The organism is Chryseobacterium sp. sg2396 (assembly GCF_042610505.1).
In the GTDB taxonomy this organism is placed as follows: Bacteria; Bacteroidota; Bacteroidia; order Flavobacteriales; family Weeksellaceae; genus Chryseobacterium.
The window spans coordinates 208,053-232,458 of record NZ_JBHGAQ010000001.1 but is presented as its reverse complement, the minus strand read 5'-3'; the positions used below and the strand labels follow the sequence as shown (position 1 = coordinate 232,458).

The 24,406-nt window shown below is 33.7% G+C and carries 18 protein-coding genes; 11 read left to right on the top strand and 7 right to left on the bottom strand.

Annotated features, from left to right (window positions below):
* Nucleotides 1–64 precede the first annotated feature (64 nt).
* The 10 genes from ACED20_RS01060 (at nucleotide 65) to ACED20_RS01015 (ending at nucleotide 14,138) form a co-directional block, all read left to right on the top strand.
* Nucleotides 65–1,297, top strand: a complete 1,233-nt coding sequence (locus ACED20_RS01060) for an ABC-three component system protein (protein ID WP_288446082.1) — start codon at nucleotides 65–67, stop codon at nucleotides 1,295–1,297.
* Entirely contained in the window at nucleotides 1,294–1,740 is a 447-nt protein-coding gene (locus ACED20_RS01055; RefSeq protein WP_288446083.1) for a three component ABC system middle component, read from the top strand. Before ACED20_RS01060 ends, ACED20_RS01055 begins: the two co-directional genes overlap by 4 nt.
* Nucleotides 1,737–3,593 carry a DUF3732 domain-containing protein gene (locus tag ACED20_RS01050; protein ID WP_288446084.1) on the top strand — a complete coding sequence of 619 codons (1,857 nt, stop codon included), beginning with the start codon at nucleotides 1,737–1,739 and terminating at the stop codon, nucleotides 3,591–3,593. Before ACED20_RS01055 ends, ACED20_RS01050 begins: the two co-directional genes overlap by 4 nt.
* Before the next feature lie 2 nt (nucleotides 3,594–3,595).
* A complete protein-coding gene (locus tag ACED20_RS01045; protein WP_288446086.1) occupies nucleotides 3,596–4,633 on the top strand; it encodes a nucleoid-associated protein in 1,038 nt (345 codons plus the stop codon).
* Between the two features lie 13 nt (nucleotides 4,634–4,646).
* The gene (locus tag ACED20_RS01040; protein ID WP_288446088.1) at nucleotides 4,647–5,924 is read left to right on the top strand and encodes a hypothetical protein; all 1,278 of its coding nucleotides are present in this window, start codon (nucleotides 4,647–4,649) and stop codon (nucleotides 5,922–5,924) included.
* A 184-nt stretch (nucleotides 5,925–6,108) separates the two neighbouring features.
* Nucleotides 6,109–7,257, top strand: coding sequence for a reverse transcriptase family protein (locus ACED20_RS01035; RefSeq protein ID WP_288446090.1), 1,149 nt, complete (start codon nucleotides 6,109–6,111; stop codon nucleotides 7,255–7,257).
* A gap of 383 nt (nucleotides 7,258–7,640) precedes the next feature.
* Nucleotides 7,641–9,935 (top strand): hypothetical protein, encoded by a 2,295-nt coding sequence (locus tag ACED20_RS01030; protein ID WP_288446091.1) that lies wholly within the window; start codon nucleotides 7,641–7,643, stop codon nucleotides 9,933–9,935.
* The gene (locus ACED20_RS01025) at nucleotides 9,932–11,017 is read left to right on the top strand and encodes an HNH endonuclease (RefSeq protein WP_288446092.1); all 1,086 of its coding nucleotides are present in this window, start codon (nucleotides 9,932–9,934) and stop codon (nucleotides 11,015–11,017) included. The genes ACED20_RS01030 and ACED20_RS01025 overlap by 4 nt, the downstream gene beginning before the upstream one ends.
* A 79-nt stretch (nucleotides 11,018–11,096) precedes the next feature.
* Entirely contained in the window at nucleotides 11,097–13,649 is a 2,553-nt protein-coding gene (locus ACED20_RS01020) for an AAA domain-containing protein (RefSeq protein WP_288446094.1), read from the top strand.
* An 84-nt stretch (nucleotides 13,650–13,733) separates the two neighbouring features.
* Nucleotides 13,734–14,138: a hypothetical protein gene (locus tag ACED20_RS01015; RefSeq protein WP_288446095.1), complete on the top strand. Its 405-nt coding sequence runs from the start codon at nucleotides 13,734–13,736 to the stop codon at nucleotides 14,136–14,138.
* 443 nt (nucleotides 14,139–14,581) lie between these two features.
* On the opposite strand, the gene ACED20_RS01010 is transcribed toward ACED20_RS01015, so the two are convergent.
* From ACED20_RS01010 to ACED20_RS00990, 5 genes are all read right to left on the bottom strand, one after another.
* Nucleotides 14,582–15,235 carry a CPBP family intramembrane glutamic endopeptidase gene (locus ACED20_RS01010; RefSeq protein WP_288446097.1) on the bottom strand — a complete coding sequence of 218 codons (654 nt, stop codon included), beginning with the start codon at nucleotides 15,233–15,235 and terminating at the stop codon, nucleotides 14,582–14,584.
* Between the two features lie 32 nt (nucleotides 15,236–15,267).
* Nucleotides 15,268–16,371, bottom strand: coding sequence for a linear amide C-N hydrolase (locus ACED20_RS01005; protein ID WP_288446098.1), 1,104 nt, complete (start codon nucleotides 16,369–16,371; stop codon nucleotides 15,268–15,270).
* A gap of 679 nt (nucleotides 16,372–17,050) precedes the next feature.
* On the bottom strand, nucleotides 17,051–19,171 hold the full coding sequence (locus ACED20_RS01000) for a type IA DNA topoisomerase (protein WP_288446099.1): 2,121 nt from the start codon (nucleotides 19,169–19,171) through the stop codon (nucleotides 17,051–17,053).
* 51 nt (nucleotides 19,172–19,222) lie between these two features.
* Nucleotides 19,223–20,659: a DUF3945 domain-containing protein gene (locus tag ACED20_RS00995; protein ID WP_288446100.1), complete on the bottom strand. Its 1,437-nt coding sequence runs from the start codon at nucleotides 20,657–20,659 to the stop codon at nucleotides 19,223–19,225.
* A 98-nt stretch (nucleotides 20,660–20,757) separates the two neighbouring features.
* Complete coding sequence (locus tag ACED20_RS00990) at nucleotides 20,758–21,039, bottom strand: helix-turn-helix domain-containing protein (RefSeq protein ID WP_201134281.1); 282 nt, start codon at nucleotides 21,037–21,039, stop codon at nucleotides 20,758–20,760.
* A gap of 220 nt (nucleotides 21,040–21,259) precedes the next feature.
* On the opposite strand from ACED20_RS00990, the gene ACED20_RS00985 reads away from it, so the two are divergent.
* A complete protein-coding gene (locus ACED20_RS00985; protein ID WP_288446101.1) occupies nucleotides 21,260–21,517 on the top strand; it encodes a hypothetical protein in 258 nt (85 codons plus the stop codon).
* Nucleotides 21,518–21,767: 250 nt separating this feature from the next.
* Here the strand turns inward: ACED20_RS00985 and ACED20_RS00980 are convergent, their stop codons facing one another.
* Together ACED20_RS00980 and ACED20_RS00975 are read right to left on the bottom strand one after the other, a co-directional pair.
* Nucleotides 21,768–23,357 carry an MFS transporter gene (locus ACED20_RS00980; protein ID WP_288446102.1) on the bottom strand — a complete coding sequence of 530 codons (1,590 nt, stop codon included), beginning with the start codon at nucleotides 23,355–23,357 and terminating at the stop codon, nucleotides 21,768–21,770.
* Between the two features lie 2 nt (nucleotides 23,358–23,359).
* Nucleotides 23,360–24,406, bottom strand: coding sequence for an HlyD family secretion protein (locus ACED20_RS00975; RefSeq protein WP_288446103.1), 1,047 nt, complete (start codon nucleotides 24,404–24,406; stop codon nucleotides 23,360–23,362).

Below are 24,406 nucleotides of genomic sequence, written 5' to 3'. Positions count from 1 at the left end.
ATAATACTTCTTTAAGGAGTGTATTAATATATATTACACTTACAACTTATTACTATAACTCTCAATGACTGAACTAAATTCTGAAATCTCAAAACACACTGCCGGTTCAAAATTGATTGGGTTTGATTATCAATTTTATTATTTTATGCTTTTAGCACTCGACCTCAAATTCGGGGAGAAAATAGGATTTGAAGTTAAGGATGATGTGCATATTGATAAGGAAGATGGAACAACCATATTATATCAGGCAAAACATACAGTCATAAAAAACGCAAAGGGCAATCCACAAAATTTAACTGAATTGGATGTGGACTTATGGAAAACTCTAAGCAATTGGGTTGATTTTATTAATGTAGATAAAAGTTCAGACTTTCTTAAAAAACATACATTTATTTTTGTAACCAATAAAAGTGAAAGCAACAATGATTTTATAAGTGCACTTAATTCGTTCAAATTAGATAATAATTTTGATAACATAAAGTCGAAAATAGATGAATTGGGAAACAAAACTCAAGACGAAACACTAAAAAAATACTTGAAAAATGTTTCCAAATTAAGCAAAAGTAAGCTTAGCCTACTTTTGACGAAACTAATGATAGAAACAGATGAAGACGAAATAATTGAAAAGATTAGGAAAAGGATACTTGAAAAATACTATCAAGAAAATTTAGTTGATCCAATCTTTGAAAAATTTTCATCTGAATTAAACTTGTCAAAGTATTTAGATATAAAAGCTGGTGAAAAATTTGAAATATCGGGAGATGAATTTGGGAAACGTTTTGGTAAATGCTTTAAGATTGCTGCTGAGATCCGCCCACTGCCTAAAAGAGAATTTCCTGTATTATTACCTGATGATTTAGAAAATCAGATTTTCATAAAGCAATTACTGGACATAGGCGAAATACAAACAGGCTCAAACGATATTAGGAACTACACAACTCAAATGCTTAAATTTTTAAATCATTTCACATATTGGTCTGAGGAAGAAAACTTTATTTTGCTTACAGATATAGAAGAATTCAAAAGTAACAGTATTCAGATATGGATAAATGAATTTAAAGCAAAATACAGACAAATTGAACGTCAAATAAGTAATGGCTCATCTAGTGAGATTTTAGAAGATGATATTAAAAACTTAGGCGTTGAGTTAGTTGACTACATTAGAAAACAGGACTTGTCAATACCAGGATTTTCAGCTTTAGGCATTGAATTTAGTAATGGACACTACTATGCTCTATCTGATAAACTTGAAATAGGTTGGCATTTTGATTGGGGCAATAAATACAAAAAAGAATGAAAGAAATCTACTATGTTTATAATAATGAAGCAATTGCAAGTTGCATTTTCTTAGCGATATTGAATAAAATTGATATGTTGGATATAGCTCGTTCTTGTTTGGTTTTACCATTCTTATTTGATGATAGAACGGTCAGTTATTTATCCAAAAATCCTGATACCGAATTAGACAATATGATTAAAGAGCAATCAAGACTATTTGCATCATTCAACAAAAGATATTTATCATTATTACCAGTAACAATAAATTCTTTAACCCTTTTAAATACTAGTAATCAAATTAGTATAGGAAATGAAATCGTGGCAAATGTTATATTAGATTTTGAGAATAAAATTTTAGGTAACAGATTCGATAGAATACTGGAAGTTATTCCAATATTTTTGTCATTGATAGAAAAACATTCTACCACTCAACTTTACAAAATCCTAAAAGTACAATTATGAGATTCATACTTCACGAAATAAAACTTTGGTTTAAGGATGAGAATACTGAACCCAAAAATTATAAATTTTTACCTGACAAGGTAAATGTTATAACTGGCGATTCTACAACAGGCAAAACAAGCTTTTGGAATATTATTGATTATTGCCTTTTATCAAGCAAAGTAACAGTTCCAACTGAAATCATAGAAAAGATTTTATGGTTTGGAATTCGTTTTACTATAAATGGCAAAGAAATTTCTATAGTGCGGAAAACACCAAGTAACGGCTCTGTTTCTGCAGATGTTTTTTTCGCTTTAGGTTCTTTTCCTGACAAACCTACAAACAATAAAGAAATCGCAGAAATAAAGGCAATTTTAGATGAAGAATTTGGGATTAGTGATAATTTAAGATTTCCGTTTGGAAAAGGTTCAGGAAAAACAACTTTCAATATTTCATACAGACATTTTCTACTATTTAATTCATTAACGCAAACTATTATTGATGCACCAGAAACGTATTTTGACACCACGTTTTATGGAAAAGAAGAATATGATAATGCTTTGAGCCATATTTTTGATTTGGTTATAGGTGTAAACGATATGGAAAATATTAAAGCCATTGAGCGTTTACAGGAAATAGAAAATGGGTTGAGAACAATTCAAAATCAAGAAAAAGGTAATCAAAATAAAATCAAAAATTTTGAAACAGAAATATTCAGTTTGATTGAAAAATGCAAAGCACATAATTTCATTGAATATTCTGACTCTTTCGATAAGGTAGATGATGCAATATCAACAATTAAAGATATTATTGCCAATACAAAAAAGGTTGCTGAGAATTCAAAACTGTTTTCAGAAATTAATATTCTATATAAGAACAAAAGCGATTTATATGCACAGCTTAATGCTATAAATCAGTACCAAAGAGAATATGATTTGTATAAAAAAAATTTGAATAAATCTGCAGATAGCTTACAGCCAATTGAGTTTTTAAATCAAAAGTTATCTGACCAATTAGTAAACTCTTACGAGACAAAGCTATTTGTAGAATCCTTAGAGTCTTCTTTAAAAAATATTAAAGCAAACCTTTCCAAAAGAATCGTACAACCTTTAAGAGTCACTGGTGATGCAAAGGACTTACGAGTAAAAATTCAAGAAATTGACAAACAAATAACTCAACTTAACGAGATTAAGAAAAATTATCACTCCGAAGGAGAAAAATTTATTGTGCTTGGAGAAATCAAATATGCGTATGAGCAAATTCTTAAAAAGGAAATAGTTAAGCCCATTGATACAATCAAACTAAATAGTTTGAATGAAGAAAAAGAAAGATTGTTAAAAGTACCACAAGAGACATCAGAAATAAAATTCTCAATGAAAACGCTGTTAAATCAGAGTATTCAACGAAACTTCAACCAACTAAGTTCTTTAGCAAAATACAATAATAGTCGAGTAGAATTTAGTAGTGAAAGAATGATTTTACAACTAATTCCTGATGGAGAGATGTTCCCATTAGATAATGTTGGAAGTGCTTCAAACTATATGTTTATGCATTTATGTCTTTATCTGGGATTACACGAACACGTATTAAATATCGAGCAAGACCACATACCAGGATTCTTATTTATTGACCAACCAAGTACGCCATATTACGAGGGAAAAAATGATGATAAAGCAAAACTACTTGATGCTTTTAAATTATTGAATTCCTTTGTTGGCTATATCAATGTCGAAAAAAATAAGCATTTTCAAATTATTATGGTAGAACACGCATCCAAAGAATATTGGATAGACAACAACTTATCATACTTTCATACAGTAGATGAATTTATTGATGGGAAAGGATTAATTCCAAATGAGATTTACAATAACTAACTATGCAAAATATAACATTAGGGGAAATTAATAAATTTATAGTCCATTATATTGGAAACAAGAACAATGGAGATGGTGTACGTTTTTCTGATATTCATACTGATTTTGATAAGATTGAAGAGCATATCAAACAGTTGGCAAATAATAGCTTTAAGTTTGATGAATTGTATCACTTCTTTTTTGTTCCAAATTTAGACCTTAACCCTGTTTATCAATTTGTTAGTTCAATTTTTAAAAACAAAGAATCATTTATTGAACAATCACAAAATACAGGTCGATATTTGTATGATAAGAGTACTCATCCACAAATAAAAAGTGGTGAGTTATGTGTAATCTATTTCAATGATTGTAAAGTTAATGATGAAATAGTTGACTGTATTGGCATTTTCAAATCAGAAAATAAAGACACGGTTCTTAAGGTAAATAAAAGGGAAAATGGATTTGAGTTGACTGATGAAAATGGAATAAGCACAAATAAATTAGATAAAGGATGCCTAATCTTTAATGCTGGGAAAGAGAGTGGCTTTTTAATTTCTGTTGTCGACAATACTAATAGAAGTTCAGAAGCACAATATTGGAAAGATGAATTTTTAGGAATTCAGCCAATTAAAAATGATTATCATCAAACAAATGAGTTTTTAAGTATTGCTAAACAATTTGTAACAAAACAATTAGATGAAGAATTTAAAATCAGCAAAGCAGATAAAATTGATTATTTAAATCGTTCTGTGGATTATTTTAAAAGTCATGGAAGTTTTGATAAACAAGAATTTGAAGAATTGGTTTTTGAAGATAAAGGTTTGATTGAGTCATTCCGAACCTTTGACCAAGCTTATAGACAAGAAAATGAAATAGAACTATATGATAACTTTGATATTTCAACCCAGGCTGTAAAAAAACAAGCAAGAGTTTTTAAAAATGTATTGAAGCTAGATAAAAATTTTCATATTTATATTCACGGTAATGCTGACTTAATAACACAAGGAATTGATGAAAATGGAAGAAAATATTATAAAATTTTTTATGAGGAGGAAAATTAATTAATTTTAAAAAATGGGTAGCACATACAAATATACGGAGGATTCAATTCGACAAATTGAGTTTTTAATACCTCGTCTTAAATATTCCTTGTATCCAACTAAAATAATACAGTGGTTAGAAAATTTTGATGGCCCTGATGTGCCTTTCGCTATAGATATTCTTAGAATATTTGAATACATTAGTTTTCCTGAATTCATGTTTCGTTTAGATAGTTTACTAAAAGAACTACTTAAGAAAATACCCAAGGAAGATAAGATAATCATTTTTCCTTATGGTAAAATTGGCAAAAGTGGAACCTTAGTTACTTATCCCCTTCGAAATACATCAGCATTTAAGCGAAGAGAAGCGAATATATTACTTACTCACGATTTTAAATACATAAAAGATTCAGAACAATATAAACATATTATTTTTTTAGATGACTTTATCGGAAGTGGTAAGACTTTTTGTGATGAATTTGAAGGTTCTGGTGTGAAAGATTGGATATTAAAAAATAATATTGAGAAAATTTATTTACTTTCTGCAATTATTATGAATGAAGGAAAGAAAAAGATAGAAGGAAATTATTCTAAAATCAAAATTGTTTCAGAAGTTAGACATAAGCTTTTTGATGAAAATTTTTCACCTTACAAAGCATTTTCAAAAAACACATATAAATCTGTCAAAAATATTGTGAATAAGTATGGAAAGAAAATTATAGTAAACAGACCACCAAATCAATTCCTACCATTTGGATATGGAAACAGTGAAAGTACAATTGCTTTTTTTCATGGTACTCCCAACAATACTATTTCATTAATTTGGGGGAAAACTAAAGAGTGGAAAGCTTTATATCCTAGAAAAGTAGATGTAAGAATGTCAGAAGCTCGTGAACTCAAAAAAGAAATAAATTATTACCTGAGCATTTGTGAAAAATTAGGTATAAATATTAATTCAGGTATTAATCTAATTGATAAAATGCCTGATAGAAGGAAAGAGACTACAAGAAGAATGCGTGAACAGAATCAAGCAGCAATTACAGTTCTATTTCTGAAAAATAAAAGCTATGAAAACATTTATGTTTGTCAAATTTTGGGCATTACACGAGAAGAATTAAAATACATTTTTATTGAATTAAGGAATAAGGGTCTAGTTACAAATGATTACAAATCAATAACCAATAGTGGTAAAGCATTACTTTTAGAATTAAATAAGGTTACCAAAAGTGAAAAGATAAGAAATGAGACAGAAAATAATTTAACAATTAAAAAACATTTATATTTGCCACAAATGTTCAAAGGGCTGACCTAAAAAGTTAGCTATGTTATCTGGAAACAGATATTCTCGGTGCCTTGTGCCGAGAGATTTTAAGGATCCTTTAGTACCAATATTGGTCTACATTCTGCTTGAAAAATTATCATTGCAGCCGCCGGATTCCTTCCAATAACAATTCTCCAAGAAGAATACATATCATACACCCAAGTAAGAAGTAACTATGAAGTCATTCCCCTTTGAACAATTTATTAAAAATGCAAATAGTGAAGGTCGAACACAGAATTTTATTGAGGAATGTGTTCAATATGCTCACAATTTAGAAGATAGAGATTATCCAGTTTTTTTTTCAATCCAGCATCTTGCAATGGCTATTGGTATCCAATCAGACTTTTTGACTGCTCTGATTGGCGAAAATGAAAATAGCAGATATTTGTACGAAAATGAAGGAGTTAAGCTCAAAAAATATAATCATTTTTTCATCAAGAAAAAAAGAGGGAGCTACAGAGAAATTATGGCTCCTCACAAGGATTTAAAATATATTCAGAAATGGCTACTATTTAATATTTTAAGTAAAGTTCCCTTAGCAGAATCATGTAAAGGTTTTCGTTCTGGTATTTCAATACATGATAACGCTTCTATTCATAGTAATGCAAAAATAATTTTAAAAGTTGATCTCTTAAAATTCTATGACACAATTACTGAGAAAAGAATTTACGGTGTTTTTGAGAAAATTGGGTATGCCAAAAATTTAGCATATTCATTAGCAAAACTTTGTACCGCAGAACATCATGATAAATATTGGTCTGATTTTAATCAAAATGACAAAAAAATTCTATCCTACTACTTAGAATTCAAACCTCCAATCTTGCCTCAAGGTGCACCTAGCAGTCCTACACTAGCAAATATAGTAGCAACTAAAATGGACAAGAGATTTGAAGGTTTGGGTGAAAAATTAAAATTTTCTTATTCACGTTATGCTGATGATTTAACTTTTTCAATTAATCATATTGGTACCTTACCTCCTTTAAATCTAATACGAAAAATTATTGAAGAGGAAAATTTCTATATTAATGAGGATAAAATAACTTACATGCATCGTGGCAGTAAACAATATGTTACTGGTTTAACAGTAACAAATGGTGTTCATACCTCTAAAAAATATCGAAAAAAAATTGCTCGACATATCTATTTTTGCAGGAAATATGGTGTAGAAAATCACCTACTAAAAAATATTGAACAATTTCCGACTTATAATTCTCTGAAATTTCATGATTGGCTATATGGTCACATTTGTTTTATACATTCAATAGATAAAGTAGCAAGTCAAAAGTTATTAAATGATTTTAATAAAATATCATGGTCAATCTAAATTTTGTAGGCTAACATTATAAGAATTGTCAAAAATAATAATTTATGAAACGAAAAGTATTTTTATCATTGAAATCAATGAACTATTTGAAGATTGCAAGAACAATATTTTAAAATTTCAAGTATAATAGAAAATAAAGATGAATTGTACGAATTTTTTAACAAATCACTTCATGAATTTTATCGCCTAATGCCTTATTACAGCTTCGCTTTATATTTTGAAAATTTAAGTTATAATGATTGTGTTGAAGTTAATAGCCGTGGATTATCTAAATCGAAAGATTTGTAAGACTTGTATTCACAACTTTTTTCACAAAAACAAAAAGCACTGAAAGACTGAATAAACTATGAAATCGCTACGGTTAATTAAAAAACAAATTAAACATGAGCTTTAAACTTTTAGCAATTAGACCTCTGGGTGGTTGTAATCCAAAATTTCTTAAAAACTTGACCCCAAATGAACTCTATAAATTTTATAATGATTACAAATTTGTTGAAGATATAGATGGAAATATTACTTCTATTGAATATGATGAAACAGTGCCTAAGGACTTATATTATCAAGGTGAAGGAGATTTAAAAACAAAAATTAACATCTCTGCTATAGTAGGTAAAAATGGAAGTGGCAAAAGCGCATTGGTGGAATTGTTAGTAGCTTCTATTGTAAAAATGTCATTGGCAATAAAACATGATTTTATTGAAGCTGAAAATCTCTATTATGATGCTAATAAAGATAGACAAAATGACTTAATTACCAAATTTAATAATAGCAAAGTACAGGATTTAAAGGACATTAATGTTGAAATATTTATTATACATAAAGCTGAACCCTGTACAATGAATGATGGAGAGTTAAAATGTTTTGGAACCAATGTCCAAGAAAAAATCAGAAAAATTACATTGAAAGACGATGAGGTTAAAATAACAGACTTTCACCAAAATAGTAATATATTTATAAAAGAGAAGTTTGATATTTCTAAAGAAGTTTTAAAATCTGGGCAAGAAATAGAACATTTAAAAATTAGTCGTGAAGAACTACATTTTTTTCAAGATTTTTTTTATACCATGGTTATCAATTATTCGCATTACGGATATAATGCTTTAGAATCAGGAGAATGGTTAAAAGGGGTTTTTCATAAAAATGACGGTTACCAATTACCCGTGGTAATTAATCCGATGAGAGAAGAGGGAAATATTAACATCAATTCCGAAAAGGAACTTTCAAAATCACGATTTTTAGTTAATATCCTGCAAGATTCTGCCTTACGTAATATTTCAGAGGGAAAAGAAATTAAGTATGTGAGTATTGAGTTAAACGAAGATAAATTTACTGGTTTTAACCAAGCAAAATCAGAAGCATGGCATGACTGGAATAGTGAAGAAAATAGAAACCAATGGTTAGATATTTCAGAAGTAGACAAGCAGAAAATTTTAAACTCAATTTTTTCGATTTTTTATGAAAATGAGATAATAGAAATAAATACAGATCATTTTTTCTATCCTTTTGTACGAGATTATATCATTTTTAAACTGATAAGAATGCGGCATTATTCAGTTTATAAGGAATTTAAAGATTGTTTTGAAAGTTATAATATTGAAGTTAAGCATTATGATTTTTCAATTACAAGAAGTAAATACTCTATTAAAAATAGAAAAAAGTTAAAATATTATTTTAAAGCAATTGATCAGGATTCTAGCCATAATACAGATAAACTTAGACAAGCTTTATTCTTCTTGAGATATTTATATTTAGATAAAAACGATTTATTTGAAAAAGATACAAATAAAAAGCTTTTGGAGATTAGTGAACTGTACGTAAAGATACATCAGTCGTGGAAGCAATCAAGAATGGATTTACCTGCAATTATACATTTTTCTAATGATGAATTTTCAATCAAAGAATCTTTGCCCTCGATATTTAAAGTTAATTACTACTTTGCTGAAGAACCTTCAAATAATCATTTTGATAATTTTAGTTCTGGAGAGAAACAAAAATTATACAGTATTCATTCGGTAATTTATCATTTAAGAAATTTAAAATCAGTTCAAAATCATAATCAAGAAGATGAACATGGTGAAGAAAAAAGAAAAGAGCTTATACATTACAACAATGTCAATATTATTTTTGATGAAATAGAATTATATGCCCATCCAGATTTTCAGAGAAAGTTTATAAATGATTTGCTTACAGCTCTAAATTCAATAGAGAACTTATATCAAAATCTTAACCTGCTCTTCATCACTCATTCTCCATTCATACTATCTGATATTCCCAAGCAAAACGTGTTATTTTTGGAGGTAGATGAAAATGGTAAATCAAGACCAAGTTCTTACAAGGGCGATAATACATTTGGTGAAAACGTGCACCAAATGCTCACTGATGCCTTCTTTATTACAGATACAAAAGGTGCCTTTGTCAAGAACGAAATCCAAAAGTTTTTACAGTACTATGAAAAAAATAAAGATGAAACTGATAAGCCAGAGGATTTTGATATTCAAATAGAATGGTATCATAAATTTATAACATTAATTGGTGAAGATTATATACGGGCTATTTTGTATAATCATTTGGATGAGTTACAAGTTCGTTTTGGAGATAAAACTTATTTAGATGTAGAAGAAGAGAGACTAAATACTCGTTTGGAAGAAATTCAAAAATTAAAAAAGCAAACTGAATGAGAAAAATCAACTATCCTTTTACAACAGAAATAGAAAAACAAACTTTCTTGAATGAATATTTTAATAGTATTTCTACTGAAATTTCTAATCATATTGAAATTTGCAAGGAAATCAAAAAAATAGATATTTCTTGGAATTTAAAAAAGCTTCTTACAGCAGATTTTTGTGAGTTGGTGGAATTCACAACAAAAGACAATGTAAATAATCTTAATCAATTATTCAGAATTGGAAATGAAGAAAAAGACTATCTATATTCGAAATTACAACGAGAGATAGCAGATTTTTTAACAAGAAAGAATGTAAATATTAAAAGTTGTTTTTACTGTAATATCGAATACGTTAATAATTTTAACGATAAATATTCCTCTATTGATGAATTGATTAATTATGCTCCAAACAAGATATTAAAAACAATTATTAGTGAATCTGCAACAAATCACATTTCAAAAAAAAGAAAATCAAGTTTTATTTATGAAAAGGATATCAAGATTTTATTTCCTAAAATTGGTACTGAAATAGTTCAGAAATTAAAAGATGGGTATAAAGAAGATTTTGATAATGAACATTTTACTTTGGATCATGTGTTACCAAAAAATTCGAATGCTTTTTTATCCCTTTCGCTATTTAATCTCGTACCATGTTGTTACTCTTGTAATTCAAAATTTAAACTCACAAAAGAATTTAACATCAATGATGATTTAAAAAATATAGTTCCCAGCTCGAAAGACTATAATTTTAATAACTTGATAAAATTCAAATTAAAGTGTAAAAATTCAAGAATAGAAAAATTAGAAGATATTGATGTTAATTTATCAAATTTATCAAAAATTGAAAATGTTGATGATTTCATATCCATATTCAGGTTACAGAGCAGATACAATTATCACAAGAATATTTCCTATGATATGGTACAAAAAAGAAAAATCTATTCTGATTCGCAAATTAAAGAAATTGCCACATTACTAAAAAGAGATGAACACTCAATAAAAAAAGATCTTTTTGGCAAAGAATGTTTTGAGTCAAACAATGAACCTTTTGAAAAGTACAAGCAAGATATTGCTCACCAATTGGGCATAATTTAACCTGACCACTCGGAAATCCCTAGGATTTTGAGTCTTACTTTATATACAGCTTATTATATTTATAAGTAATTTTTAATTCATGCAAAAATCTAAACCACATACTATTAGAAGAGAAGCATTATACATAGATAATAAAGACAGAAGTGACGAGATAGAATCTTATTCTTTTGAGGGCAATAAATGTGTAGTCGTATATAAAAGCAGTGGTAAAACCTATTCTTATCCTCAACATAGAATTAAGATGGTGAGATCTGCTATTCAAAGTGAGAGAGCAGGAAATATTTTTTCTTATTTAAAGGCGATTGCAGAAAGTGTTGGTTTGAAGACAGAGGAAGGCAATAATATTCTTGCTAACAGCTATGGGAGTATCCGTTTTATTCCTGAGACATCTATTCTGTATAATTTCCTTAATGGAAAAGAACCCGAAAAGAATTACCACGCCTCTCCTATTGAAATCTTTCCTTTCGGTTTTAATTTAAGTCAGAAAAACGGAGTTGACAATGCGTTTTCAAGTCCGTTAAGTGTCATTGAAGGCCCTCCGGGAACAGGAAAGACCCAGACCATTCTTAATATTGTTGCCAATGCGGTGATGAATAATCAGAGTGTGGCTGTTGTTTCGAGCAATAATTCAGCGACAAGAAATGTTTTTGAGAAACTGGAGAGCAATGGGGTTTCTTTTATAGCGGCATTGTTGGGAAGCAGCCAGAATAGAAAAGAATTTATCGATGCTCAGACTGAAATCCCGGATCTATCAGATTTTAGATTAGAGCAAGAACAGGAACAATACCTTATTCAGTCTACTCCCCTTCTTTTTACTGAACTTGCTGAAAAGTTGGAATTAAAGAATGAATTGGCTTTACTCAAACTGGAAATCGATAAGATTAAAACAGAGCATCAGCATTTTACGGATGATGTGGCGTTGGCAACGGAAATCCGTTTTAAAAAGAATGTCAGTTCAGATCAGCTGCTTTCTTTATGGGTCACCTTGGAAGATTATGAGAAAACAGGCAAGAAATTCTACTGGTGGCGTAAACTGATATTTCCTTTTCTGTACGGGTTGAGAGATAAGATTTTCTATACCTTATCGTATGAAGAAATGATCAGGGTTGTTCAGTCAAAATACTATGGTGTGAAAATTTCAGAGCTTACTCTCAGAAAGCAGGAGCTGCAAAATACATTACAGCATTTTTCCTTCAATGATAAAATGAAGGAATATACTGAAGGATCGATGCAGCTGTTTAAAAACAAACTCTACCAAAAATATAAAGGACAGGAACGTTCAGAATATACCGAATGGGATCTTCGTTTTAAATCAGAAGAATTTATTAATGATTATCCTGTCATTATGAGTACAACCTACTCATTAAGGAGAAGCCTTGCTGAAAATGTCGTCTACGATTATGTAATTGTTGATGAATCTTCACAGGTGGACCTTGCAACAGGAGTACTCGCATTATCCTGCGCAAAACGGGCTGTCATTGTGGGAGATTTAAAACAGCTTCCCAATGTAGTGGATTCTGATACAGCAGAAAATACAGATCAGATCTTTAAGACCTATGATATTCCGGAACCTTATCGCTATTCCAATCATAGCCTACTTTCTTCCGTCACAGAAGTATTTCCGAAGGTTCCTAAAACACCCTTAAAAGAACATTATCGCTGCCATCCTAAAATCATTGATTTTTGTAACCGTAAATTTTATAACGATCAGTTGATCATTCTTTCGGAAGGACAGACGGAAAGAGAACCTTTATTAGTTTATAAAACAACTGAAGGCAACCATGCCCGTCAAAGAGAGAATCAGCGTCAGATTGATGTCATTATTCAGGAAATCATTCCCCAGCAAAAGTTGGAAGGTGTCAATCTGGGAATTGTTACGCCTTACCGAAATCAGACCATCGCACTACAAAGAACTTTTCAGGGTACAGATATAAAAGCCGATACGGTAGACAAATTTCAGGGGAGAGAAAATGATGTGATCATTCTCTCCACAGTTGACAATGAAATCTCTGAATTCACAGACAATCCGAACCGTCTGAATGTAGCCATTTCAAGAGCCAAAGATCAGCTGATTCTAGTGGTGAACGGAAATGAAAGTGACAATGACACGAATATCTCAGATCTGATCCGTTATATTGATTACAATAATTTTAGCATGATCAACAGTGAGGTGCACTCTATTTTTGATTATCTGTATAAAGGGTATGAAGAAAAAAGAAGAGCCTTGTTATCAGATCAAAAAAAGAAATCTGTTTTCGACAGTGAGAATCTCATGTATGCGTTAATCAGGGAAGTATTGTCCGACAATGAGTTTTCAAAATATGGCGTAATTATTCATCATCCATTAAGAAACCTTTTGATAGATTTTTCCAGATTAAGTCCTGAAGAAGAGCGTTACGCAAGACATCACGCGACTCATCTTGATTTTTTGATCTACAATAAACTGGGAAAAAATCCTGTATTAGCTATAGAAGTTGATGGATATGAATATCATAAACTGGAAAGTAGACAAGCTGAAAGAGATGTAATGAAGAATGAGATCTTGGAGAAGTATAAGATTCCGTTGATAAGATTTTCGACGACGGGAAGTGGGGAGAAAGAAAAATTAACAAAAGTTCTAAGAGAATTGTAATGATAAAATTTCCGAGACTACGGAAAACCGTAATGACTCGATATAAAGTAGTTTTAGATTTGTACATTATTAAAATAATCTACAATGAAAAAATCATTACTTTATCTCGTATTACTTTTATCGGTAATTTCATGTACAAACTATTACACAGTTCGGCTTCAGGAAGATACACAGCTTTATTCCAGCAGTGAAGGTGAATCGTCAGCTATCATTATTCCTAAAGACACGGTAGTTTTCTTGTCTTCAAAAGCCAATAAGAAAAATTACAGCAAACTTAAATGGGGAAATTATTACGGATGGGTCAATAAACCTAACTACACAACGTATGGCAGTTATTCCAAAACATCGTCATATTCTTCCCCACGACCATCATCATCAAGCTACGGTTCAAGGTCAAGTTCAGATGGCTCTGTGCAAGTAAAGGGGTATACCCGAAAAGATGGAACCTATGTGAGACCACATACCCGAAGTGCTCCGCGAAGAAGATAAAAAACTTGCTTGTCTTTGACATAAAATATGCTTCAACTAATAAATGGTCAGACCGTTACGGTTTTCCGTAATGAATTGTACGGGTGATAATTTACTTTTGGAAACGATATCAATCGGTTTTGATATCAAAAGTAATTATTAACCATTTTTTTTACGCTATGAATTCAATCGAAGCGATCAAGCCAGGCCCCAAACCAAAGAAACCAGATGGGGAACCCGACAAAAGAAGGAGGGTAAATCCTCCAAACCAGCCTAAACATCCAAAACTGAAACCTCATGAACATGAAAAAGGGGATTAGAATTGGATAAATTTTAAAATTTAGAAGCAGCTTAGTGGCTGCTTCTTTCTGTATAATAAGTTCTATAAGTTAATTCTAATATCATTTAAGATAAGGAATCCCTCAAAAGAAAAACTTTAAGGACTTTATGAGAGAAGCACATGGCTACCATATAAACTGGTAGAACTCGATGTATCCCAAGTAACTCAAGGTGAGAAAAACAGTATCGATCAGTCCGTGGACAATGATATTGATCCAGATATTTTTGAATTTTATATATAAAAATCCAAAAGCGATCCCGAATATGAATGTCATGATCAGTCCTGCCGTTCCTTGATACAAATGAGGCAGGCAGAACATCAATGCGGAAAGGATCACTATAAGAATTTTCTTATCACCGAAGATATTTTTCAGTTGAGCGAAAGCAAATGCCCTGAACAGCAATTCCTCTCCTATCGCAGCACTGATCCACATTCTGTACAGCCATTTGAGATACTGTGCTGTGTCACCTTTGATATGCTCAAAAGTAGAATAATCAGCTGGTTCATTACAAAGCCAATTGACCAGCGGCTGGATCATAAAATCCACACTCAATTCTAAGACCAGATATGAAACTAAAATAATCTTTATGTCACCTGACTTGAGGTTCTTAAAATTGAGTGATTTCAGATCGCCATTTTGCAAGTAGGTACTGATCAGGATAAAAATAATGATGACACAAAAAGTATATGGAAATTTGGTCAGTGGATTATAGATCAGTAAAAAAGATATGGTAAGTAACGCCAGCGATATCCATTTAGTTTGTAGCAGCCTTTTCATCTTCATCATTTTAAAAGTATATTTTACAAGACTTAAGATGCCGGCAGAATATTTTCAAAGAACTTAGCAATGTTCTTTTTCAATTTTTCAAAAATGTCCGATTCGCCAAATTCTTTATTGTCATAGCCTATTGGAAATCCTTTCTCAACATATTGATTATTTTTTAGAGTTGTAAGATTTTGAAAGTCCCCGTTCACAATTCCGGTTTCATCGGTATGGATATCCAAATATTTTATAGCCGCATTTCTGGAGAAATCCAACTTCCTGATATCTATGGTCTTTACCTCTTTCTTCAGATCAGATCTAAAATACAGATTCATTTTCCTGGTATCAATGACTGTTTGCCATTCACCGGGATGTATTGAGTTTAAAATATTCCACGCATAGTCGACAGGCTTTTCATCGTACGTATAATTTTTCAGCATGTAGTACGCACGGGTGTAGCGGTCTTCCCATTTTATGCTCTGTTCAAAATCAAACTTTTCATTTCCGCCAAGAAAATCAAATTTTTTAGCAGCGGCCAGATCCTTATGGTACTGATTATTGCATAGCAATGGCATTGGCATTTCCTTATTGGTAAGTACGGAGTATTTCCCGTTTAATAAGGCGATCGTTGCAGAATTTCCTTTGGCATCGGTCAGGAAAAAATGACTTCCGGCTGCATTGGGCCACCAGTTAATGTTGGGCCCATCATTCAGATGGTCTACCACTTCTTTTACCGTTTTGTAGTTGTCCAACTGATACTGGATCCATTGTGCCCAGAACATATCAGGCTGTTTTGGATTATATACTTTACTGGTCTCTTCGAGATATAATTCAACCAAAAAAAGACCTTTTTCATTGACGCCGTAGCAGGGAAGGTCATATCCCAAAAGATTAAACGTAACGGAACCGAATTTTGAAGTCCACTGTTTATTGGCTTGTGTTTGATCAGTTGTCAGATTTTGCCAGCTGATATTCCTTTTCAGGACATCCCGCTTATTAACGACGATCATTCCGGGCATTGTTTTCCAGTTTTCATTGAAGCCAACGACGTTATAATTGTTCCCTGTCAGCAAAAATGCCGAGCACGCTTTACTTTGGACTGAGTAGACGAGAGCGGACATCAAGATGTAGCGGAGAAAGAAAATTTTCATAAAGAATAATAATTTATTATAATGACCAGCAGAAATAGTTTGAGCGACAGGCCTGTATTTTTTTTCAGAAACTTTGTTCTGTGATTTGAATATTTAATACTAAACAAATTTAAAGTTATTATGTACTCCCGTCAATGGTTATTTGTAACCAAAATATGATCAGATCAAAAGAATCTTCAATCTGGCCCGATAGCTTTGGGAAGCTCTGGTTATGGCCTCGCGTTCCGAAATTCAACGTACAAAAAGTAAGTAATTATTCCAGCTCATGTGCCACCAACATTTATTAACGGGAGCTAAAAAAATTTTAATCACAGACCGTGTAAAACTCTGTCAATTGCGTGGTTTGTGTGCCTGATGACTTATTGCAAAACCTTTTGACATCGAAATCTTGTTGGTAAGAATTGAAAAGGGTATGAAATAGTCATCTAACTTTCCAAATGGATCTCAACTAAAGATCGTTGCCTATCTTTTGATGGGAACCACGACACATTCCGTACTACATAAAGGTCCCTTTTGGGATTCAGTTCTTTGTTCTGCCGATCGGAGATCAACTCCGCTACAGAAATGTATTCGCCGGCACGTGGAAGAAAAGGAAGATTCCAATCAATCTTGACCGAGTTCAGTTCATAACATAATGCTACTTTCATGAATTTATTTCTAAGATACGAAATTAATAGCATTATGAATTCTCGAACTTAAATGCCGTTCCATGGTCGTCCTTTAGCACAATGAACGCATTGAATTTCTTACCATTTTTGGCCTTCATATTTTTGATAAGTGGTGTTTTTTTATTGTTGATGAGTGAAGTAATGAGTTCAAGGCTGAGCTGTACGCCGCAAACATTTCTGAGCTGCATCCAGTTGCATTGCTCATCAGGGCATTTGACGATCTTGTCTTTGATGATGAGGTTTTGCTGCTGGCATTTCGGGCATTTGAGTTCGGGGATATTTTCTTGTAGAATGGATATTGATAATAGTTCTTTGGTGATCTCCTTTGTGTAGTCTTTGATATCGATGATGAATTGTGTTGAGCTGAGTTCACCTTTTTCGATCTTATTCAATGCTATCTCCCACTCTGCGGTCATTTGCACGTTGGCAATTTTTTTATCTTTGACAAGATCATAAACTTTCAGTCCTTTTTCGGTTGGAACTAGGGCTTTGCTTTTTCGGATGATATAGTTTCTGCTGAGCAAGGTCTCAATGACGGAGGCTCTGGTCGCAGGTGTGCCGATCCCCACACTTGAAATGGCTTTTTGTTGTTCTTTATCTTCGATCAATCTTCCTGCATTTTCCATAGCTGATAACAGATCGGCCTCGGTGTAAAGCTTGAGCGGTTGAGTGGTCTTCTCCTGTAGGTTGGCTTGGGAAATTTTCAATTCATCCCCTATTTTCAATTCCGGCAGGTCAATAAGTGTTTCTTCGACATTATGGCTATTGGAAGTGCTGTCGTTATTTTTGTTATTATCGTTATATTCTGAGAGGATCCCTTTGATGGCTCGCCAGCCTTTGGTTATTATTTTTGATCCCTTGATGCTGAATTCATAGTGGTGTACTTTAAGCGTAATATGACTGACTTGTTTGCTGCAATGTTCTGAAAGAGATTCCAGTAAACGGTAGGCGATCATATCATAGATGGCTTTTTCTTTTGCGGTGAGTGCCGACGGAATCTTTGTGGTAATAAGAAGTCCGTGGTGGTCGGTTACCTTGAGGTCATTAACCATTCGCTTGTTGAAACTACCGAATTTAAGGGTTGAAATGGCTGGTTTGAATTGATCGGTCGTGTTTAAGATCCTTACGAGTTCGGGGATCTCTTCCCAAAGATCTTCGGGAATATATTTGCTTCCGGTTCGTGGATAGGTAATGAATCTCTTTTCATAAAGTGATTGTGCGGTCTGCAAGACCTCATCGGCTGACAGACCCAACTTCCTGTTGGCCTCCTTTTGAAGTTCTGTCAGGTCAAAAAGTAAAGGGGATGATTCCTGCACTGTTTTTATGGATACATTTTCAACAGTGGCTCTGCCCTCTCTTTCTATGGATCTCAGGATCTGCTCCGCCTGTTTTTTATCTTCCCATTGTTGTGTTGACTGACTGTTGAAGTCCAGATATTCTTTTCGGTGCTTCAACTGGATCTGCCAGTATTTTTTCTGCTTGAAATTGTTGTGGTCTTCAAATCTTTTGCAGATCAAAGCCAATGTCGGGGTCTGTACCCTTCCTAAAGAATATACATCCTGATCGGCGGCAATGCTCAATGCCTGGGTGGCATTGATCCCGACCAGCCAGTCGGCCTCGCTTCTGGCTTTGGCTGCCTGATAGAGACCATCGAATACAGAACCTGGTTGAAGTTTTTTAAAACCATCCTGTATAGCCTTTTCAGTCAGGGAACTGATCCACAGTCTTTCAAATGGTTTGTTACATTGGAGGTACTGATAGATGTATCGGAAGATAAGCTCTCCTTCCCTTCCAGCATCGGTGGCTACAATGATGCTGTCGCACCGATAGATGATATTTTCTATGATCTTTAGCTGTTTGAGTGCAGATGGATCAGGCTGATAGCCTTTTTGGTTTTGCTTTTTGATGGGTCTTGGGATCAACAGGAATGGATCTGGAAAGATAGGCAAAGAGGCTTTATCAAAGCCTCTTATACCATAATCTTCGGGCATTCCCAACGATACCAGATGGCCTAATGCCCAGGTCACACAATACCCGTTGCCTTCCAGGTAACCGTCTTTTCTATCGTTGGCATTTAACAGATGGGCGATCTCTCTTGCGACACTGGGTTTTTCTGCGATGATGGCTTTCATAGGATTGGATTTAGTATGATTAGAATTGTTTTTGTAATTGTAAGTCTTGGATTACATCTTGCGCCCTTTGGATCTGGTCGGTTTCTTCTGCTGGGCTTCTTGGTGTTTGTTGGCAGGTTGTTGCTGTTTGGATTCTAATGGTTCTTTGATGTTCTTTGTCGCCTCATTGGTCTTGCCATCGGAATTGACCGCTTTTTGAGTCTTATGGTCTTTGGATGGCTGGGCTTTTTCCTTCATCTTGTTGGGATTGGTAAAGGAAAAGTCCGTTTTGGAGGTTTCCTGATTGAAAGTGATGTATCCTTGATAGGCTTTTCCTTTGCTGTCTGTAAGACCGTCAATATAGACCGTCTGCCCTGCCTTGAATTTATCGTATTGTGCATCATCCAGTTCTTTTCCCCGGAAAACGCTTGGGGCTTCCCCGTCATTTTTTTGACCTTGCTGATTGGATTGTGATTGTTGCTGGCTTTGGTTATTGTTGAAGATGAATTCGACATAGCGCTTGTCTGCATTGAACTGGACGGTGGCATCGAACAGTTCTCCTTTTTTGGAGGTCATCCCTTCCAGATAAAGTGGCCTGCCTTCGAGTAAAGTTTGTTTTTGGTGGTCGTCAAGCTTGATGCCTTTGATTTCATCAGGGATCTTGATATACTCTGCCCTGTAAGCGACCAATTCATTGGTGAGGCGGTCACGGCTGATGACGGACGGAATGATCTCATCGGTCCTGGGATTGACCAGATCGACCACCCTGCCCATATTGCCGCTTTCCTTGAGGTTCTTTTTGTCTTCGTCGGTGAATTCGTGACCGAGGAACTTGAGGTTGTAATTAGGCTCTTTGCGGATGCCGTGCAGGTTAACGGCAACTTCGCCGTTGTCTGCGGTCTGGAGTGATAGTCGGACATCCATCTTGCTGACCGCTGTTCCCAGATTGATGGTGATGGGAATTAATGTGTTGGTTTTGAAGCCTCTGAGCAGAGGATCCATAGCATTTAGCTTTTCAAGCTTTTCCTGGTTAAGCCCGAATTTTTCCATCGTCTTCCAGTCTATCTGTTCAGGCTGGAAACGGTACTCCTGAGTTTCTGTGTTGTTTTCCATTGTATTCTGATTTTTTGATGGGTTTGTATTTTTTGGTAGGACTTCATATTCTTTCAATTTTTCCTTTTCTTCAAGCGATGCCTGATCGACATACTGCTGAAGGTCTTTGGCTGTGTTGACCGCATCGTATTCCGAGACCTTGAAAAAATTAAAATGCGAAGGGTTTTTAAGCTGCCGGTAGAAATTGGAAAAGAAGTTGGAGAAGAGATCACCGTGCTTGTCAACCCGGATCAATTGACCACTTTCCTGCATTTCGTTTGGTGGGAACTTTTGAAGGTTTCCATCTTTGTCCACGCCCTTGACCATTTCGATCTTATTGGTGTCCTTGCTCAAGACCAACAGTGTGTCTGACACTGGCTTGATCTCATCGGCTCCATTCTGTGCTGTTTCTTCCATCACAATTAATTTTGATGAGACGAAAATAGATGTACTTGTGATGGATTGATATAAAATGGTATTGCAGGTAGGTCTTTGGCAGCTGATGTCTCAGTTCCTTATGAACTTAGACATTCCCTGATGAGCTGATGGACATCGGACAGTTTGTAATACAGCTTGCCGCTTATGGTGTAGTAAGGAAGCTTTTTGTCCGTGCGGTAACGTTGTAAGGACCTTGAACTGATCTTTAGAAGTTGTAAGACATCCTGATTGTCTAACAGAACTTCGCCGTCGACCTCAATAAATCGGGATTGGTTTGATGTCGTTTGTTCTTTGAGGATGTCGAATCGTTCCATGATCTTCTCCATCCATGCAATAAATTCTGTTCTTTCGATATTCATAACGTGATTTTTTGATGTTAATAATGATTTGAACAGTTGATCAACTTTTTATTGGGGTAAAGTTGAAAATTGCACATCACATAAAATCACTACCTTTTCGTAGTACCGAAAAGATTTTTAAATTCAGTAATGAATTTTTTGGTTTAATATTCAATATCTACAATAAGATAGGATTAACCGAACAGCTTTTGGAAGTGCTGCTGAAAAATTTACAGAATGTGTGAAGATAAAAATTCCAGAACTCAATGTTTTTTCTGAAATGAAGAGTCGTGTTGAAAATTTAATAAGCGATAAACGTAAAAAGTATGTTCAGCCTGATGTAATTTTTAAAGATGATAATAAAAGTGAAAGTGCATTAGCCATAATTGATGTTAAACAATATAAAAAAACGAATAGATCAAATTTTGAAGCAGCAATAAGGGATTACTGTAAGGCTTTTGAAAATGCAAATATTTTTTTGGTAAACTATGTATGGTAGAATGTCCAGTAATATTAAGTCAGATTTTCCTCGAAAGAATTTTGCCATAGGAAATGTATACCCGCAATCAAATGATCAACTGGAGTTTTTAAGATTGTTGCAGGAAAAATTGCCCAACTCATTACCTCCTGAATTTTTTCCTCTTGAATGGTATGACTTTATTAGTCAAAGACTAATAAAACAACTGTTTAGTGTTTTAATATAAAATTTATCCATAAGAAGCTTTACATACATTCAATGAAAATGATTTTTAATATGGTATATTACCTTTTCGTAATCTCAAAACAACTTTTTGAATTTGTGGTAATAAGAGCAAAACAACAATTACGAAAATCACACCTGTTAACATCAAATCATAATAGTCCCTGGTGGCACGAGCCAATATCTGATGACCTATCATTTGATTAAAATAAGCTGAGGATACTGCTTTTGAAGTATAGATATCGCTACCTGAATTATTATATTGATTTTGAATGTCCAGTAAGGTAGTTGGTAATTGAGGGCTGGTTTCCGTGATTGATTCCCGAATCTTTTCTCGAACTCCTGATTTTGCAAATAATTGAAGTTCGTTATTCAATGCCAGACTAGCTGTAAACCCTGTAAACCTAGCCAATATACCAAGAAGCGATGCATTGATAGAAATTTGGGGAGGTGCTGATGAAGTGGTAAATGAAACAATAGGAACAAATAGGATTCCTGTTGCCACACCATAAATAAACATCGGTAGAATGAAATCAATTGTTTCACCCTGTACAGAAACAAATAGTATCATATAAGCATAATAGATCGCCATTATTCCAAAGCCAACAATAATCATCCTTATCAGGTTGTACCCCATCAGGATAAATCTGGAAGTAACGAACATACTCAATGTAGTTCCAAAAATTACAGCCGTCCATATAGGAATGGTGCTCAGTGGGTCATTTCCTAAAATCACCTCAAGATAGCCGTAGGCAAGTCCTGTACTTCCTTTAAAAATATAAAATGTAAAAAGTAGTAATAGCCCAATGACAAAATTCTTTGTCTTGAAAATCTGCAAGTTGATCAATGGTCGTTTAAGCTTCAATTCTCTAATGATGAAAAGGGAAAGAATAATTAGATCAACGACACTAAGAGTAGTGATTAATGAACTACCGAACCATCCCAATTGTCGCCCGTAGACAAGGATGTATCCTAAGATTAAGATAAAAGACACGTAAAACAGATAGCCTATCCAATCGACCTGATAAAGTGGAATCTTCTTGGTAAATCGAGCTTTACCGTTCATTGTTAGCAAAACAGTAATTGTTAGAATGATGACTATGATTATAAATCCGTAGAATAGCCAGTTAAAATCAAAGAAATGAATGACCACACTGGTAAAAATAGAATAGAAAGGAACGGCAATCTGTATGCTGCCATACAGTAGGCTAAAGGCAATCACACGGGCACGTACAGATTGTAACCTTGGAAAAATAAGTTGTAAGACGATGCCTGACATTAATGCACAGGTAATTCCTTGAAAAAACTGGCAACTAACAAACAATGTCCAATCTTTGAAATGAAAACAGATCACAGAACATATTGCATTTACGGCAAGAGCCATCAGTAGATATTTTCTTGGTGCAAAATATTTTACGATACGGAAATCCAATGCTAAGAAAGCTACGGTAGATCCATAGATAACGACCATACCATATTGTACATCGGTAGGCTGTATGCCATAAAAGCCCATCGTTGCAACCGGACTACCGTAAAAAGCGAAGCTAAACAGACAGGCCATCAGGATAGCAAATATGACGGATCTCGCCACCCATTCGGATACCCAAGATTTGAAAATAGGTATTTTATGTGCTTGCATTATTAATCTTTTAAAACATAAACATTGGCATTCATTCCGGCAGAAAGTTTTCGTAATTTTTCAGGCATATCGATCAGTTTAATTCTTACAGGAATCCGTTGGATGATCTTCACAAAATTACCTGTAGCATTATCTGGAGGTAACAATGAGTAACGTGAACCTGTGGTTGGCGAAAGTGATTCGATAGTACCATTGAATTTTTCATTCGGAAAGGCATCAACTTCTATGGATACTGGTTGTCCGATCTTGAATTTGCCAATCTGTGTTTCTTTAAAATTAGCAATCACCCATTTTTCCTCGGCTTTGTTCACCAAAAAAGCCAATGTTTGCCCGGGTTGTATCAGTTGACCCTCCTGAATGGTCTTTTTACCAATTTGTCCATCAAAAGGTGCAGTGATAAACGTATATCTGATGTCCAATTCCTGTCTTTGAACAAGTGTTTCTTTAATTTTTATCTCTGCCTTTATAGCATTATTTTGAGCTCTAAAATCATTAAGTTTAGATTCTGCTACTTTTAAAGAAGCTTTCGCCTGATCATAATCTGACTGTGCAATGGATAAAGAAGCACTAATGTTGTCGAATTTTTGTTGTGTGGTAGATTCATCTGACAGTAGATTTTTATAACGGTCAAATTCTTTTTGCTGTTGGTTCAATCTCGCTTTAGCTCCTTCCAATTGTGCTTTTATAACCTCAATACTTTTAAGTTGCGTTTCTTCGTTCGCCGTCAAAATCGGTAATTTGGCGTGTGAACTCATGAGTTCCGCTGATGCAGCATCTTTTTTCAGTCCATACTCGTCCAATTCAATTACCACAAGTGTATCACCTTTTTTAACAAGTTGATTGTCCTTGTAGTATATTTTGCTGATATAGCCGCCCACTTTTGCATTTATCGGTGAGAGATAAGCATCTACCTGTGCATCATTAGTCTGTTCAAAGTGATATCCATTTAAGAAATAGGTAGCTCCCCAAATAATGATCCCTACGAATAATGCAATTCCCAACCATTTGGTTAGGTTTACAATAATTTTATCTGTTTTATTTTTGTTCAT